This window comes from Aliidiomarina sedimenti (assembly GCF_003986955.1).
Lineage (GTDB): Bacteria > Pseudomonadota > Gammaproteobacteria > Enterobacterales > Alteromonadaceae > Aliidiomarina > Aliidiomarina sedimenti.
Window position 1 is genome coordinate 51,915 of the sequence record NZ_PIPN01000005.1, and the last position, 15,446, is coordinate 67,360.

Annotated in this window: 14 protein-coding genes and 3 tRNA genes; 4 read left to right on the top strand and 13 right to left on the bottom strand. The window is 51.9% G+C overall.

The window, feature by feature from the left end; all coding sequences use genetic code 11:
* Window positions 1-49: 49 nt before the first annotated feature.
* Window positions 50-946 (top strand): GGDEF domain-containing protein, encoded by an 897-nt coding sequence (locus tag CWE12_RS10900; RefSeq protein WP_126789752.1) that lies wholly within the window; start codon window positions 50-52, stop codon window positions 944-946.
* Here the strand turns inward: CWE12_RS10900 and tilS are convergent.
* The 3 genes from tilS to dnaE are packed head-to-tail and all read right to left on the bottom strand — an operon-like array spanning window position 901 to window position 6,699.
* Complete coding sequence (gene tilS, locus CWE12_RS10905; protein ID WP_126789753.1) at window positions 901-2,253, bottom strand: tRNA lysidine(34) synthetase TilS; 1,353 nt, start codon at window positions 2,251-2,253, stop codon at window positions 901-903. The genes CWE12_RS10900 and tilS overlap by 46 nt on opposite strands.
* Window positions 2,240-3,196, bottom strand: a complete 957-nt coding sequence (gene accA / locus CWE12_RS10910; RefSeq protein WP_126789754.1) for an acetyl-CoA carboxylase carboxyl transferase subunit alpha — start codon at window positions 3,194-3,196, stop codon at window positions 2,240-2,242. Before accA ends, tilS begins: the two co-directional genes overlap by 14 nt.
* Before the next feature lie 20 nt (window positions 3,197-3,216).
* Window positions 3,217-6,699 carry a DNA polymerase III subunit alpha gene (gene dnaE, locus CWE12_RS10915; RefSeq protein ID WP_126789755.1) on the bottom strand — a complete coding sequence of 1,161 codons (3,483 nt, stop codon included), beginning with the start codon at window positions 6,697-6,699 and terminating at the stop codon, window positions 3,217-3,219.
* Between the two features lie 184 nt (window positions 6,700-6,883).
* On the opposite strand from dnaE, the gene CWE12_RS10920 reads away from it, so the two are divergent.
* Window positions 6,884-8,452 (top strand): methyl-accepting chemotaxis protein, encoded by a 1,569-nt coding sequence (locus tag CWE12_RS10920; protein ID WP_126789756.1) that lies wholly within the window; start codon window positions 6,884-6,886, stop codon window positions 8,450-8,452.
* Between the two features lie 139 nt (window positions 8,453-8,591).
* Here the strand turns inward: CWE12_RS10920 and CWE12_RS10925 are convergent.
* The 5 genes from CWE12_RS10925 to dnaQ form a co-directional block, all read right to left on the bottom strand.
* Window positions 8,592-8,668: transfer RNA gene (locus CWE12_RS10925), tRNA-Asp, on the bottom strand.
* An 80-nt stretch (window positions 8,669-8,748) separates the two neighbouring features.
* Window positions 8,749-8,825 (bottom strand) — tRNA-Asp (locus tag CWE12_RS10930).
* Window positions 8,826-8,866: 41 nt separating this feature from the next.
* Window positions 8,867-8,943: transfer RNA gene (locus tag CWE12_RS10935), tRNA-Asp, on the bottom strand.
* A gap of 112 nt (window positions 8,944-9,055) precedes the next feature.
* Window positions 9,056-10,339 carry a TIGR03503 family protein gene (locus CWE12_RS10940; protein WP_126789757.1) on the bottom strand — a complete coding sequence of 428 codons (1,284 nt, stop codon included), beginning with the start codon at window positions 10,337-10,339 and terminating at the stop codon, window positions 9,056-9,058.
* Window positions 10,321-11,058: a DNA polymerase III subunit epsilon gene (dnaQ, locus tag CWE12_RS10945; RefSeq protein ID WP_126789758.1), complete on the bottom strand. Its 738-nt coding sequence runs from the start codon at window positions 11,056-11,058 to the stop codon at window positions 10,321-10,323. Before dnaQ ends, CWE12_RS10940 begins: the two co-directional genes overlap by 19 nt.
* A 109-nt stretch (window positions 11,059-11,167) precedes the next feature.
* Here dnaQ and rnhA point away from each other — a divergent pair, with 109 nt between their 5' ends.
* Window positions 11,168-11,638, top strand: coding sequence for a ribonuclease HI (rnhA, locus tag CWE12_RS10950; RefSeq protein ID WP_126789759.1), 471 nt, complete (start codon window positions 11,168-11,170; stop codon window positions 11,636-11,638).
* 2 nt (window positions 11,639-11,640) lie between these two features.
* On the opposite strand, the gene CWE12_RS10955 is transcribed toward rnhA, so the two are convergent.
* The 5 genes from CWE12_RS10955 to CWE12_RS10975 all read right to left on the bottom strand — a co-directional run bounded on the left by CWE12_RS10955 (window position 11,641) and on the right by CWE12_RS10975 (window position 14,538).
* Window positions 11,641-12,036 carry a DUF6691 family protein gene (locus tag CWE12_RS10955; protein WP_241984195.1) on the bottom strand — a complete coding sequence of 132 codons (396 nt, stop codon included), beginning with the start codon at window positions 12,034-12,036 and terminating at the stop codon, window positions 11,641-11,643.
* Between the two features lie 5 nt (window positions 12,037-12,041).
* Window positions 12,042-12,464, bottom strand: a complete 423-nt coding sequence (locus CWE12_RS10960; protein WP_126789761.1) for a YeeE/YedE family protein — start codon at window positions 12,462-12,464, stop codon at window positions 12,042-12,044.
* 11 nt (window positions 12,465-12,475) lie between these two features.
* Window positions 12,476-12,868: a rhodanese-like domain-containing protein gene (locus CWE12_RS10965; protein ID WP_126789762.1), complete on the bottom strand. Its 393-nt coding sequence runs from the start codon at window positions 12,866-12,868 to the stop codon at window positions 12,476-12,478.
* Between the two features lie 95 nt (window positions 12,869-12,963).
* Window positions 12,964-13,710, bottom strand: a complete 747-nt coding sequence (locus CWE12_RS10970) for a sulfite exporter TauE/SafE family protein (protein WP_126789763.1) — start codon at window positions 13,708-13,710, stop codon at window positions 12,964-12,966.
* A 90-nt stretch (window positions 13,711-13,800) separates the two neighbouring features.
* On the bottom strand, window positions 13,801-14,538 hold the full coding sequence (locus tag CWE12_RS10975) for a class I SAM-dependent methyltransferase (RefSeq protein ID WP_126789764.1): 738 nt from the start codon (window positions 14,536-14,538) through the stop codon (window positions 13,801-13,803).
* A gap of 49 nt (window positions 14,539-14,587) precedes the next feature.
* On the opposite strand from CWE12_RS10975, the gene gloB reads away from it, so the two are divergent.
* A complete protein-coding gene (gloB, locus tag CWE12_RS10980) occupies window positions 14,588-15,352 on the top strand; it encodes a hydroxyacylglutathione hydrolase (RefSeq protein WP_126789765.1) in 765 nt (254 codons plus the stop codon).
* The last annotated feature ends 94 nt before the right edge of the window (window positions 15,353-15,446 follow it).

The following is a 15,446-nucleotide window of genomic DNA, read 5'->3' on the forward strand; positions in this document are numbered from 1 at the left end:
AACAATGCCTCGGTAAAGCAGTATAAGTTGTAAAGCAGGCTCTATAGGGATGGACAAGCTAGTGAATGCATCAGCAACACACACCGACTTTGCAGGCAATACGTATTCAGGTACTGAGCTGTTATTGCAGCAACTGCAAAAAAGCCTCGAGTTAGAATCTATTTTAAACTCGTACTATACCTTTATCCAAAGCGAGCTCGACCTGCTTAGCCTCAGCTACCAACACCAGGATATTCAATCGGTATTAATGCGCCATGTGGCGGGGCTGGAAGCACCTTGCAAGGTCCATCAACTGCGCTTGAATGGCAACTTTCTCGGTGAACTGCATTATTATTTTTCCACCAGCCCGAGTAAGCAGCAGCTCAGTTGGCTTAAACACTGCGAAGTAAATTTGCTTTATCCGTTGCACAACGCGCTTCAATTTCGCCGCTTACGCTTTCAGGCAGTGCGCGACCACCTGACCAACCTGGGCAACCGCGTCTTACTGGACGAAGTGCTACAGCAACTACTGACCGAACACGAACGCCACAATCAGCGCCATGCGCTGGTATTACTGGATCTGGATAACTTTAAAGCGGTGAATGATATCCACGGGCATCAGTGCGGCGATCATGTACTGGCTGAATTCGCCGCGATCCTGCAACAACAGTTGCGTGGCAGCGACCGGTTGTTCCGCTATGGTGGGGATGAGTTTCTGGTCATTGTTGACAGCCCGGATGAAATTACCTTGCAGAGGATCTTCCGTCGTTTACAGCTATCCATCGACAGCCATCCGTTATTACGCGAGCATGCTATCACCTGCTCGGCTGGCGCAGTATTCGTCAAGCCCTCACATGATGCAGAAAGCCTTCTTGAAGATGCCGACAAGTCGCTTTACTGCGCCAAACGAAACGGTCGTAATCAGTTAGTAACGCCGGCTACGCTTGCCCTGACCCAGTTCGGGTAAATATGTCGCCGGGCCCGTTGCGCGCACTCAATTTGATGATTGATACCGAGTAACGGCACCCATAACAGCTGGTGGCCGTCGGTAACAACCGGCCAGCGTTGGCGTTGCCATTGTGCAATGCCCTGCTTTTTTAATAAGCGATGCGCTTTATGCAAAGTACCACCTGGCCGACGCTGAAAACTATCAGAATGGCGCAACAACCGCACCTGCAGCGACGCGTCTGCGTCCACCATAACTTCCTGCGTTCCGCTGGCTGTCAATTCGCCTAGTCCATCCGGCAATTGGAGCGTCTCTTCACCATCCCAGGCCAGACTAAACTGGCTTAAGTCCGCGAATAACGGAAGTACCTGCACACGGTCACGATGACTGCGCAATTGCCACTGCGACCAGCGCACCTCAACCTTGCTGCCCTGCATCTGCTGCAGCATCTGCGAGAGTACCGCTTCGCTGGGCATCGCAGCGCCCTGACGCTGAATGAACAAGCGTAACAACGCGGCCTGGTGAACAGGTGACAGCTTGTCGAATCCGCTGCTATCTAAACCGTTCTGATCCAGGCGTAACTGCAAATCCGACTCCAGCAGGCTCTCCAACAGCGCCTGTTGTTCCCCGCACAGCCGTGCAGAACGTGCTACGGTTTGCTCGAACTGCGGCCAGCGGGCGCGCAATTCAGGGACAATCTCGTGACGCAAAAAATTACGGTCAATGCGGGTATCCAGATTGGTATCATCCTCCACCCACTGCAGTTGACGCGCCTTCGCGTACTGATAAATTTCATTTTTACTGTGCCCAAGCAATGGGCGACACAGCCGGCGCTGCCCGCTGAACGGTGCCACAGCCGCCATCGACGCGAGTCCTTTCGGCCCGGAACCGCGTTTAAGCTGCAATAAAAATGTTTCAGTCTGATCACTGAGGTGCTGACCAAGCAGAATCACGGCGTTGTCGTCAGTCAGTTCGGTCAGGCGCTGATAACGGGCATCACGCCCCTGCGCTTCTTTACTCTGGCGATTGCTGAGCGGAACATCCAGTGGCTCGACAATGTAGTCAATGGAGGAACGCTGGCAGTACTCACGCAGAAACTGCGCCCACTGCGGCGAGTCCGGGTGAAAATAATGGTCCAGATGAATAGCAAGGTAATGATGTTGAGGGTGTTGCTGCCGGTAGCGCAGGGTTAAATCAAGCACCGACTGGGAGTCAGCGCCACCACCTAACGCAACGACAATGGAGGACGGCCCTTGCAGTTGCAAACTGTCAAGGGCCGCACAATAACTTTGATAAAACTGGTCACTAATGGACTTAACAGTAGCCAAAATTCATTAGTTTCTGGTAACGGCTGTCAAGCAAACTGTCGGTATCCTGCCCCTGCAGACGGTCAAGATCATTCAGTAGTTGTGCTTTTAAACGACTCGCCACTTCAATATGGTCACGATGCGCACCGCCCAAAGGTTCTGCAATAATGGTATCCACCAGACCCAGTTCGTGGGAACGCTGAGCAGTAACACCCATGGCATCGGCAGCCAGTTCGGCCTTACTTGCACTTTTCCACAAAATCGAGGCACAGCCTTCCGGAGAAATAACGGAGTAAGTGCTGTACTGCAGCATATTAACTTTGTCACCAACGCCTATCGCCAGCGCGCCGCCCGAACCACCTTCACCGATCACGGTACAGATTGTTGGCACTTTCAAACGCGACATTACTTTAAGATTACGCGCGATGGCCTCACTCTGACCACGTTCTTCGGCTCCGACACCCGGATACGCACCAGGGGTATCGATAAATGTCAGAACAGGCATCTTAAAACGTTCCGCCATTTCCATCAGACGCAATGCTTTTCGATAACCCTCTGGTTTCGGCATGCCGAAGTTACGACGTACTTTTTCACGGGTTTCGCGGCCTTTCTGCTGACCAATCACCATCACCGGTTTGCCATCCAGACGGGCAATGCCACCTACGATGGCTTTGTCATCCGCAAAGGCTCGATCACCTGCCAGCTCATCAAAATCGGTGAACATATGCTGAATATAATCCAGCGTATACGGACGCAATGGATGACGAGCCAACTGCGCAACCTGCCAGGATGACAGGTCAGAAAAAATCTTTTCGGTCAGCTCAATACGCTTCTTTTGTAACTGTTTCACCTCTTTTTCAAGGTCAATGTTCAGATCACCTTTAGCGCTGACACTGCGTAATTCATCGATCTGCGCTTCTAATTCAGCGATAGGTTGTTCAAAATCCAGAAAATTCAGGCTCATCAGTACATTCCAACTTTCGATTAAAAGACCAGCTTGACCTGGCTGGTGCCCAGTATATCCCATAGTTCGTAAAGGACATCGTCTTTCGGTTCAATAAACCAGTTACCACCTGGTTTCAGATCCACACTGGCATTCTCTAACTGACATTGTAAAACAATTGGGCAGGTTCCCCCAGCCGCACTTTGCAATGCCTGTTCGATACGAGTCAGCTGCGGTTTAGCCAGTGTGGCAAGATCGAGCTGAATACTCAGACCTTTAACGTATTGGGCACGCGCCTGCTCTACTGTCATTACTTCATAAGCGGTCATTGTATTGCCACCACTGAAGTTATCAAATCGGACTTCTCCTTTTACCCACAAAATTGAGTCTTTTTGCAGCAAGTCCTCATATTTTTCAAACTCCTGGCTATACAGTCGCATATCCATTCGCATACTTCTATCATCGAGCGTCACGATGGCCCAGCGCTGGCCTTTCTTATTGACCATCATCCGCACATCCAGCACCAGCCCCGCCGCACTGACGTAATTACCACGCCCGGTTTCACCCAGATCGGCTAAACGGCCACTGGCATAATGTTTCAGCTCGCGCCGATAGCGGTTAATTGGGTGACCCGTTAAATAGAGTCCTAACGTCTCTCGCTCAGCCTCAAGCCACATCGGTTCCGGCCATTTTGACACCTGTACAAATTCAGCATCAATGTCATCTGTCGACTCAGCGCTTAATACGCCAAACAGATCTGCCTGCCCCATGGCTTCGTTTTTCGCTGCCTGATCCGCCTGTTTCATTGCTTTTCCGAGTGTTGCCATAAGCGTCGCCCGGTGCGGTCCAAGGTTATCCAAAGCACCCGCTTTAATCAGTCGCTCCATAACCCGGCGATTCAGTTTTTTGAGGTCGACCCGACGGCAGAAATCAAACAAATCCCGAAATGGCCCGTCCTCATTACGCGCGGTAATAATAGACTCTATCGGCCCCTCGCCGACTCCCTTGATAGCGCCAATGCCATAAACAATACGCTGCTCGTCATCGACACTGAATTTATGTTCGCCTTTATTCACATCGGGCGGCAAGATGGTTAACCCCATGCGTTCACATTCGTCGACCAGGGTAACAATCTTATCGGTGTTATCCATATCGGCCGACATCACCGCGGCCATGAACTCTGCGGGGTAATGAACCTTCATCCACAAGGTTTGATAGGAGACCAGCGCATAAGCTGCAGAATGCGACTTGTTAAAGCCGTAACCGGCGAACTTCTCTACCAGATCAAAGATTTTAATTGCAAGTTCCGGGTCAATTCCATTATCAGCCGCGCCTTTTTCGAACACTGCGCGTTGCTTTTCCATTTCTTCCGGTTTTTTCTTACCCATCGCCCGACGCAGCAAGTCAGCGCCACCCAGGCTATACCCGGCCAGCACCTGAGCGATTTGCATAACCTGTTCCTGGTAAAGAATAACCCCATAGGTCGGTTCCAAAATCGTCTTCAGGGAGTCGTGCTGATATTGTGCATCGGGGTAAGAGATTGCTTCCCGGCCGTGCTTACGGTCAATGAAGTTGTCGACCATCCCTGATTGCAGAGGGCCCGGCCGGAACAGCGCCACTAAAGCGATAATGTCTTCGAAACTATCCGGCAGCAGGCGCTTGATCAGCTCTTTCATTCCGCGTGACTCAAGCTGGAATACAGCAGTCGTCTCGGCTTTTTTCAGCGACCGGAAACATTCCTTGTCATCCAGGGGAATCGCCACAATATCAACGGGTTCACGGCCTTCCTTACGCAACCTCGGGTTCACCATATCCAACGCCCACTGGATAATGGTCAGGGTGCGTAAACCAAGGAAGTCGAATTTAACCAACCCGGCAGTTTCAACATCGTTCTTATCAAACTGAGTAACCGGAAAGTTTCCATCTTCATCGCAATAGAGCGGTGAAAAGTCGGTAATTTTAGTCGGCGATATCACCACCCCACCGGCGTGCTTACCAGCATTTCGGGTTACACCTTCAAGACGCCGGGCCATATCAATGACCTCTTTAACGTCTTCGTCTTCGTTGTATAACTGAGGCAGACGAGGCTCTTCTTCAAAGGCCTTGGCCAGAGTCATCCCGGGAGCGCCAGGAATAAGCTTGGAGATTCGGTCAACAAACCCATACGGATGCCCAAGTACCCGGCCAACGTCACGCACCGCTGCTTTTGCGGCCATAGTACCGAACGTAATGATCTGAGACACCGCATCGCGGCCGTATAGATCAGCCACGTGGTCAATTACCTCGTCACGCCGATCCATGCAGAAATCGACATCGAAATCGGGCATCGAAACCCGCTCCGGATTCAGAAAACGCTCGAAAAGCAAATCGAATTCAAGCGGATCGAGATCGGTAATTTTCAGCGCATAGGCGACCAGCGACCCCGCACCCGAGCCCCGCCCCGGCCCCACCGGAATATTGTTGTCTTTACTCCACTGAATAAACTCCATCACGATCAGGAAGTAACCAGGGAAGCCCATGTCATTGATAACTTTCAGCTCGATTTGCAGGCGCTCATCATATTCACCGCGTTGAGCGGCCCGTTGCTGAGGGTCCGGAAAAAGAAATTCGAGCCGTTCTTCAAGCCCCTTCTGCGACGCCTGAACCAGATAATCGGCAATGCTCATATCGCCAGTCGGAAAGTCCGGTAATACATACTCATCGAGCGTCACGGTGACATTGCAACGCTTGGCAATTTCGATCGTGTTGGCGAGTGCTTCCGGAATATCTGCGAATACCTCTGCCATTTCAGCTGCACTGCGCAGATACTGTTGTTCGCTGTATTGCTTGGGCCGTCGTGGGTCGCCGAGGGTATAGCCGTCATGAATTGAGACCCTGATTTCATGGGCATCGTAGTCTTCAGCATCGAGGAAAACCACTTCGTTCGTGGCTACCACCGGGAGGTCGTATTGACTCGCCAGATCAACCGCCAGATGCAAATAGTCTTCTTCCTGCGGCCGTCCGGTGCGGATTAATTCAAGATAAAAATGGTCGGCGAAATGGGTTTGATAAAATTGCAGGCTTTGCTGCAACGCTTTCTCATTACGCTGCAGCAATGCCTGGCCGACATCGCCGTCTTTGGCGCCAGAAAGCACAATCAAACCTTCTGCTTTATCAGCCAGCCAGCTTTGCTCGATACACGGCCGCCCGCAACGATGACCTCGAAGGTAGGCATCCGATATCAGCAGGGTCAAATTCTGATAGCCCGTGTTATTTGCTGCCAGTACCGTCAGACGGAACGGGGTATCCGGCCAGTCATCGCTGAGCACCCACAAATCAGCCCCGATTAATGGTTTAAGACCGAGGTCTTCTGAGGTTTTGTAATAACGCACCAAACCACACATATTCATCTGGTCGGTCAATGCCACAGCAGGCATTGCCAGCTCAGACGCTCGCTTACACAGCGGTCCTACTTTTTGTACGCCATCGATCATGGAAAAATCGCTATGCACACGCAAGTGAATAAAAGCAGGTGTTGATGTCATTAAATAGGTAACCTTTTGCAGCTAAAACGCGGTCAAACGCAGACGGCTAAACATACACAAACAGACCTGTTATTGTGCCTTAAAGACAAGCGGATCGCCACCGATGAAAAGGGTCCAACCAGGGCCGGAAATCTGTTACCCTTTTAGGGTATAAGGGACTACAAACAAAGAGTTAAAAAACACTATGCGCAACAACCTTCCGGTAAGTGGAAAAGAACACCGTTACCCAGAGCATTATCGATTAATTTCGTCCACTGATACCCGCGGTATCATTACTCACTGCAATGACGCTTTTGTCGAAGTTTCGGGCTTTAGCGAAGAGCAACTGATTGGTGCCCCTCATAACCTCGTGCGCCACCCCGATATGCCCCCAGCTGTCTACAAAGACATGTGGGAATGTTTACGCAGCGGTAAAGCCTGGATGGGGGTGGTTAAAAACCGCTGTAAGAACGGCGACCACTACTGGGTAAGTGCGTATGTGACCCCGATTAAAGACGGTTCAACCATTGTAGGCTATGAGTCCGTTCGGGTGAATGCGGATGAAGCTTCGAAGCAACGCGCACAGCGGATGTATGATCGTATCCGCGCCGGAAAATCTGCCCGTACCGGCATGCAACAAGCGCTTAGCTACGGTCGCGAGATGCTACCTGTGGCAGTGCCCGGTTTAGTTGGTAGTGCCATTCTGGCGGCGATTGCTGGCCCTACTGCAGCCATCGTCGGTCTGGCCACTGGCGCAGCCGCCCTGGCCTGGCAACAGGCGCATTCAAATAGTTGTCTGCGTGCCATGTTAGCGCAACGTCCGGACGCCTATCAGGACCCGTTGGTCGCACAAAGCTACAGTGACTGGCATGGTCTGCGCGCGCAATTGAACCTGGTACTGCTAAGTGAGGCAGCTCGTGCCCGCACCGCCTTGACCCGAATTGAAGATGCCGCCACTCAGTTGCATCACATCGTCGCGCAAACCCGTACCCAGGCTCAGTCCAGTAACCAGTTGATCGAAGAGCAGAACAACGCGACCGAGAATACCGCTTCAGCAATTAATGAAATGGCGACCTCAATCGGCGAAGTAGCAGATAAAGTTGAGAGCAATGCCGCCCAGGCAGATGTCGCCAGCAAGAGTGTCGACAGCAGCACCGAAACGGCGGCTGAAGCGCTGCTTGCAATTGAGAATCTGAATAAATCAGTTCACAGCATTGCAGCGACGGTGAAAGCACTGGCTGAATCAACAGGCAGCATTGGACAGGCCGCTGACCTGATTTCTGACATTGCTGAGCAAACTAATTTACTTGCGTTAAATGCAGCGATCGAAGCGGCACGCGCCGGTGAGCATGGTCGTGGATTTGCAGTCGTCGCCCAGGAAGTTCGCGCATTAGCGCAACGCACACGCGAATCAACGCAGAATATCCATTCGATTGTGAATAACCTGAAAGAACGTGCAGAGGACGCCGTCAGTGTTTCTCTGGCCGGTGAAGAAACAGCCCTGGCTGGGGTAAGTAAGGTTGAGCAAACAGAAAGCGCGTTGCGTGATATTGCACGTGCCATCAACGATATCACCGACGCTTCGATGCAAATGGCGACGGCTGTTGAAGAGCAAAGCAATGTAGCAGAGCATATTAATCAGCAAATTACCGCTATTTCCGATATCGCTCAGCAGAGTAAACAGAATGCGCAAAATACATTCGACTCAAGCGAGCAACTGTCCACCACCACGGAAGAGCTGTATTCACTGATTAAGCGGTTTGCAGCGCGTTAACCGGTTTTATCAGACGTCGATTCTGTCTACGTGAACAGGTAAAGGGATATGGCGCAGACCACCAGCAATGGTGGTTTGTGCTCTAGCCATCTGGTACGAATTTCAGGCACAAAAAAATCGCCTGAAGGCGATTATTAAGTGGCGGAGCGGACGGGACTCGAACCCGCGACCCCCGGCGTGACAGGCCGGTATTCTAACCAACTGAACTACCGCTCCACACGGTACTTTCTATCCGAAAGCTTGTTCATCTTTGTGCATGTTTTTTCTGCTTGCTGCTTGCGTTTGCTCAGTTCAAGTGGCGGAGCGGACGGGACTCGAACCCGCGACCCCCGGCGTGACAGGCCGGTATTCTAACCAACTGAACTACCGCTCCACATACCTGAGCTTACGCTAACATTGCATCAAGAAACGAATTGGCGGAGCGGACGGGACTCGAACCCGCGACCCCCGGCGTGACAGGCCGGTATTCTAACCAACTGAACTACCGCTCCGCTGCATACAGCGTTCGCTCTCAATGCGGCGAGGATAATACGAGTCGCCCGCGTCGCCGTCAACCCTTTTTTCCGCCTTTGCGTCTGTTTGCGCACGAAATCGCCAAAACGTCTACTTTTTAGCTTTTCCGCTGTTCTTTCCTTGCCCACGGCGACGGAAAAGCATCACGCCGATCCAGCCGAGTACCAGAACCAGATTCACCCCTACAATCAACCAAAGCATGACCCGTTGTTTGCGTAGCCGTTCACGTTCTGCTGCAACCTGTGCGGCAATTTCAGCCTCACGCTGCTCTGCCCGGATCGCTGCCAGTTCTTCGTCTGTAGGGCCCGCAGGCTCAGGCTGACGCGCCATAAAGTCATAGGTCGCCACGGTAGCCTCGATTTCACGCCCGTCTGTTGTGGTCGCAAACAAGGTTAAATCAATGGCAAAATTTCCATTCACATAATTTGGGATCCGTTCCCGCAATCTGTCACCCATCGCTGTACGGATATCTATCCGCTGAATTTCGCCATTGGGGTACTCAACATCGCCGCGTAAGACCAGATCATCAACCTGCAGTTGTTCCTCATCGACGTGAATATCAAGCACATGGGGCACGCCCTCAGTGGCGGACACCCGCACCTCCAGTTCAACCGGCAATTCAGCCAACATGACCGGCGACTGCTCGAAAGTGCGTTGGTACAGCGGCGTGATCGCCTGATACGACGGCAAATACGGCCCCGACGGTGCATTGAACCAAATTTCACCGGTAAAGATACCATCCCTGGCCCGTACGTCATGACCACGACCATCGTCGAGAAAATCCCCTAAGTGCCGCGGATTAATACCAAAGTTGTTGTGGTTCTCATCGTTGGTACTGACCAGATGAAGCTGCATCTCGATAGCACTGCGAAAATCGCGTTGCTCAATGGGTTCACCAGCCTCGGTGAATCGCCCTTCAACGCTGATGGTCTCGCCCCGGAAGATGCGTGGCGGCAATGGCTCCGCATGAAACTGCAGATCAGAGATAACCATCAACCGGCTTTCAGGTCGTAGTGCCCCGGACACCTGCCAGGGACCGCGCATAGGCGATTCGATACGCACCTGGTCAAAACCGGCACCCGACTCCCATTGCACATCGTCCGGATGACGCGAGCTATACCACTTACTGCCATCCGGTAAAATAAGCACCACAGGGTCCGTCCCGTGATCACGAAAGAAGACCATGGTGATCTCATCTACATGATCGTCAATACGGAACCGGTCACCAAGCAACGGTAATTGATTATCAGGTGCCATTTCGGTTAACCGAAAGGCGTCATACGGATTAGGTAAAGATTCAGCCACCGCTGCTGGCTGGGATGCCAGCAAGACAGTAAGTGCTAAACCACAACGAATTAACCAGACACGGGCCAAAGAGACTCCCCTCCCTTCTTAAGAAGCTTTGCGATGCGTTGCTGATGTGCTGCTTCTTCTTCGGCAGATGCAGGTAAAACCTTTAGCGCTGGCCGCTGATCGGGTAAACGTCGGATGGCGGTGAGGTCAGTCAGCTGACCATCTTTGTCTTTATCTGCCAGCGACAGTTTGCGCTGGCCACCAGTCATCCACAGATAGACATCAGCCAGGATTTCGGCATCGAGTAACGCGCCATGCAGGGTACGGTGTGAATTATCAATGTCGAAACGTTTACACAGCGCATCCAGGCTGGCCCGTTGCCCGGGATACAACTGCCGCGCCAGCGCCAGGGTATCCAATACCCCGGCAATGTCTTTGGTTAAGCCGTATGGCGCATTAATGCGGTTAAACTCAGCATCCATGTGGCCGACGTCGAACGGCGCATTATGAATAACCAGCTCAGCGCCACGGATAAATTCAACAAACTCATCAACGACTTGCGAAAAAACTGGTTTGTCTTCCAGAAACTCATTGGTAATCCCATGCACGCGGATGGCATCTTCCTCAACCAGGCGCTCCGGGTTCAGGTAGGCGTGAAAATGGCGCCCCGTCAGTTTACGTTCGATTAACTCAACGCAACCGATTTCGATGATACGATGACCCTGCTTAGGGTCGATACCTGTGGTTTCTGTATCCAGCACAATTTGTCGTTGTGATTTGGAATCAATCAGTTCATGCATATCATCAACCTTTTATTTTTGCTGTCGGGCTGCGTATACTCGACGCTTTCACTGCACCGGCATATCTGTCAGAGCGCTATAGTAGCAACATCAAAACCTGAGAAGAAGCATGCAGACAAAGGACGTAACAATATTTACCGATGGCTCCTGTCTAGGCAACCCCGGACCTGGCGGCTACGGGGCGATTTTACGCTACGGAAAACATGAAAAAGAACTGGCTCAGGGTTTCCGCCTGACCACGAATAATCGAATGGAGTTGATGGCCACAGTGGTCGCACTCAATGCGCTGACCAAAGCCTGCAAAATCGATGTCTACACCGACAGCGAATATGTCCGCCAGGGCATTACTAAGTGGATTCAGGGCTGGAAAAAGAAAGGCTGGATGACCAGCGCGAAAAAACCAGTCAAAAACCAGGATCTATGGCAGGCACTGGATAGCGCAATCGCCCGCCACAAAATTGAATGGCACTGGGTTAAAGGGCATTCAGGTCACCCCGAGAACGAGCGTTGCGATGTCTTAGCACGAACCGCCGCCGAACGTGGCCCTCATGATGAAGACCACGGATATCAGCCGGACTAACCTTACAGGCGCGCTTTGCGCGCCGCGAACCAGCCGATTATCATCATCAGCACAAAAACCAGCGTAGCGACGCTACCCGATGTCAGTGCCGCTATCGCCGGACCCGGGCAATAGCCGACCAGTCCCCAGCCTAAACCAAACAGCAGCGCTCCAATCACCAGTGACTTGTCAATGCGATTGCTTTTTGGCAGGTGAAATTGAGTATCACAGACTGGTGCTTTACGCTTACGGATAAGCAAAAACCCGGGTAAAAAAACTGCCAGTGCCCCTCCCATCACCAATGCCAGGCTTGGGTCCCAGCCCGGACCCAGGTGCAAAAAGCCAAGCACTTTATTGGGGTCGATCATCGCTGACACCGCAATCCCCGCCGTCATCAGAAGTCCGCTTAGAAAAGCCATTAAAATTACCATGTGGCTGCCCCCTGAGTGAATAAGGTTGCAATGAGGAAGCCCGCAGCCATGAAAATTAACGTGGCTACGATGGAACGCTTCGATAACCGGCCAATACCACAAATACCATGGCCCGAGGTACAGCCCGACCCTACGCCGGTGCCGACGCCAACCAGTAAGCCAGCCACGACCACTTCCCAGCCAAGATCTGGCGTGGCAAAGGTAAAGTCGGTTAAAATCAGGCCAACCAGCAAAGGCCCCACTAATAACCCAGCGACAAAGGCCAGCCGCCAGGCCCGACCCTCGGATTGAAATATAGCGCTTGACGCTATACCCGAAATACCGGCTACCCGGCCCAGCATTAACATCAGCAATAGCGCGCCGCTACCGATGATGGCGCCGCCTATCAGCGCACTAACGGGAGTGAAGTTTTCCATTTTTTCTCGCCTTACACAGTTGGCTTGCCGCTATCGACCCAGGCTTGCATCCCACCTGCGACTGAAAACACCTTTTCTAAACCCATTTTCTGCAACGACTCTGCTGCCAGCGCAGAGCGTCCACCGGAGCGACAAATCAGGTAAGTTGGACGAGCCTTTAGCTGCTCCAGCGCGACCATAGGTTCGCAGCCACTTGCTGCTACCGATGGATGATTGGCCAACTGGAATTCGAGCACGCCGCGCGGCAGATTGATTGCCTCTTTTATATGATGATCGATGTATTCAGCGGGTTCCCGAATATCAATGATCAACGCGTCTGACTCTGTCACCTGAGCCAGCTCATCAACACTGCATTCAACGATTGCCTGCTTTGCCTCTGCTACTAACTGTTGTGCTGTTTTCATAACCTTGTCTCACCTTATACTGCTTTTTGTGCACGCTGCACTTGACCAAACTACCCTGCTATTCTGATTAATATTAACAGGGCCTAATTAATTCGCTATAAAACGGACTGATAAATCACCACAGCGGCCATTAACACCAGAAAAACCGCAAATCCGCGCTGCATTTTCTGCTTAGGTAACCGTATGGCCAGCCAGCTGCCGCCAAAACTACCTATCACGCCTGCCACAATCATGGTGGCGATTACGCCCATTTCGAACTGATAACCAGCATTCGTCATCGGCACATAGTACTGGGTAAAACCGACCACGGATTTAAGTGCAATAATAACCAGACTTGTTGCGATCCCGATCGGCATACTTAGCCCACCTAAGAGAACCAATGCCGGGACAATTAAAAAGCCACCGCCAACCCCGACAAAACCAGTGATACAGCCTACTATCAGACCCTCTGCCATCACTTTCCAGGGTCGTATAACAATGGGGGCACCCAATTCAGGTAAGCGCGCCCGCCACATCATGTACGCGGCCACTATCATTAACAGCGAAAATACCAACAGCTGCCAGCGTGGATCTACCATTAAACCCGCGAGCGCGCCGAGCCAGGTTCCAAACACGCCAGGAACACCGAAAAAGCCAACATGGCGCCAGCTGATTAATTTCTTAAATGCGTTTTGCACCGAACCAAAAAAACTGATCCCGGCCACGATCAGCAACGACGAGGCAATCGCTACCTGAGGGTCCTGATGCAAAAGATAAAGCAACACCGGCACGGTGAGAATCGAACCACCCGAGCCAAACAAGCCAAGACTGAGGCCTATTATCAACGCACCAAAAAGAGCCATCTTTAGATTCCTGCTTATTATCGCCAGCTACCATATTCAAAAATAGAATATACTTATAACCAATAAATTATAAACGCAATATTAAGCATGTCAAATATTTCGACTGCTCGGTGACGGCATGGCTTTCGGGGTTGTAACCTGACGTGCAAACTGGAGAAACCCCGGGCTCGGGGTTAATGGGAACACGCGCTTACGGGCAATCAAATAATAGCAGCTGCGCAGCCAGGGAACATAGTTGCACACTCGATTTTCGCTCTCGTGACTGGCATCACTGCGGCCTGGCCAAAGCGCGCGGCTGCCAGCGTAACCACTGGCCAACACTTCATAGTTCAATAACCCCAGCCAGTCTTCGATCCGGGCCTTACTAAAATAGCGACCACTCCATGGAGGTTTGCCCGCACTGCCGGGAAATAACCCGGTCAGGGTTGCCAGCGCGAGCGGATTATACAAGGTTAGGACCAGGTACCCGTCAAACGCCAGACTACGGTCTGCTTCACGCAGTAACTGGTGGGGGTCATCCGCATACTCAAGTACATGCGCCATGATCACCACATCGACACTGCGCCGGGAAAAAGGTAATGCGTTCAGCTGGGCCCGCACCCGGGCGTCATCGCCAGGATGTACCGGGACTTTCTCACGTGCCCGGCAACCTTTTGAAATGGCTTCACTTAACCGACCCAACTGGAGCGCGTAATCGCCGGCTATGGTTGCCCAGTACGGAGCCAATGCGTTGCGCTCCGCCTGACACAGGTAGCTGCCGTGGGCGAGATCCCGCCAGGCCAATGGCTGACGTTTGGAACGTGCGACTAAAGCTGGTTTTATTAACATCTAAGGCCCCTTATACTGGGCAGTATACTCTGACTGAGGATGCAGACTTATGCAATTACATGCCATTCGTGCGTTTGACGACAATTACATCTGGCTGATTGACGCTAGTGACGATAAGCATTGCGCGGTCGTCGACCCAGGTCAAGCGGCGCCGGTACTTGAGTACCTGGACAAGCACCAGTTAACACTTAGTGCGATCCTGATTACCCACCATCATCACGACCACACTGGTGGCATTGACGAGTTAGTGGCGCGCTTCGACTGCCCGGTATTCGGCCCGCATAATAGCATCGCAGGTATTACCCACCGGCTAGAGGATGGTGATACTATCAAGGTGCCTGATCTGCCTCTTGAATTGGCAGTGCTCGCGTGCCCGGGACACACGCTCGATCATATTGCCTTCTACGCTGAACCCTGGCTGTTTTGCGGTGATACTTTGTTCTCAGCCGGCTGCGGTCGCATGTTTGAAGGCGAACCAAACCAATTTTTTAGCAGTTTACAGCGTTTTCGACAGCTACCTGAGGATACCCTGGTATATTGCGCTCATGAGTACACGGCGGCCAACCTTGCCTTTGCAAAGGCGGTGGAACCCGACAACCGTATGCTTGACAAACATTCGCAATGGGTGCAAAAAAAACGTCAACAGGATATGCCAACGTTGCCATCTACGTTAGCCTTGGAGGCAGAAATTAACCCCTTTTTGCGCTGTCACTTGCAAAGCGTCAAAGATGCAGCACAAATCCATGCGCAAACCAGTCTTAGTGACCCGGTAGAAGTCTTTGCCTGTCTACGCAACTGGAAAGATAACTTTTAAGTCAATGGCATACCAATCAATATGTATCATTGGCGTAGATTTTGCTTAAATTTACATCAGTAAGTAGCCGCGTAGCGGTTACCTTTAACGATAA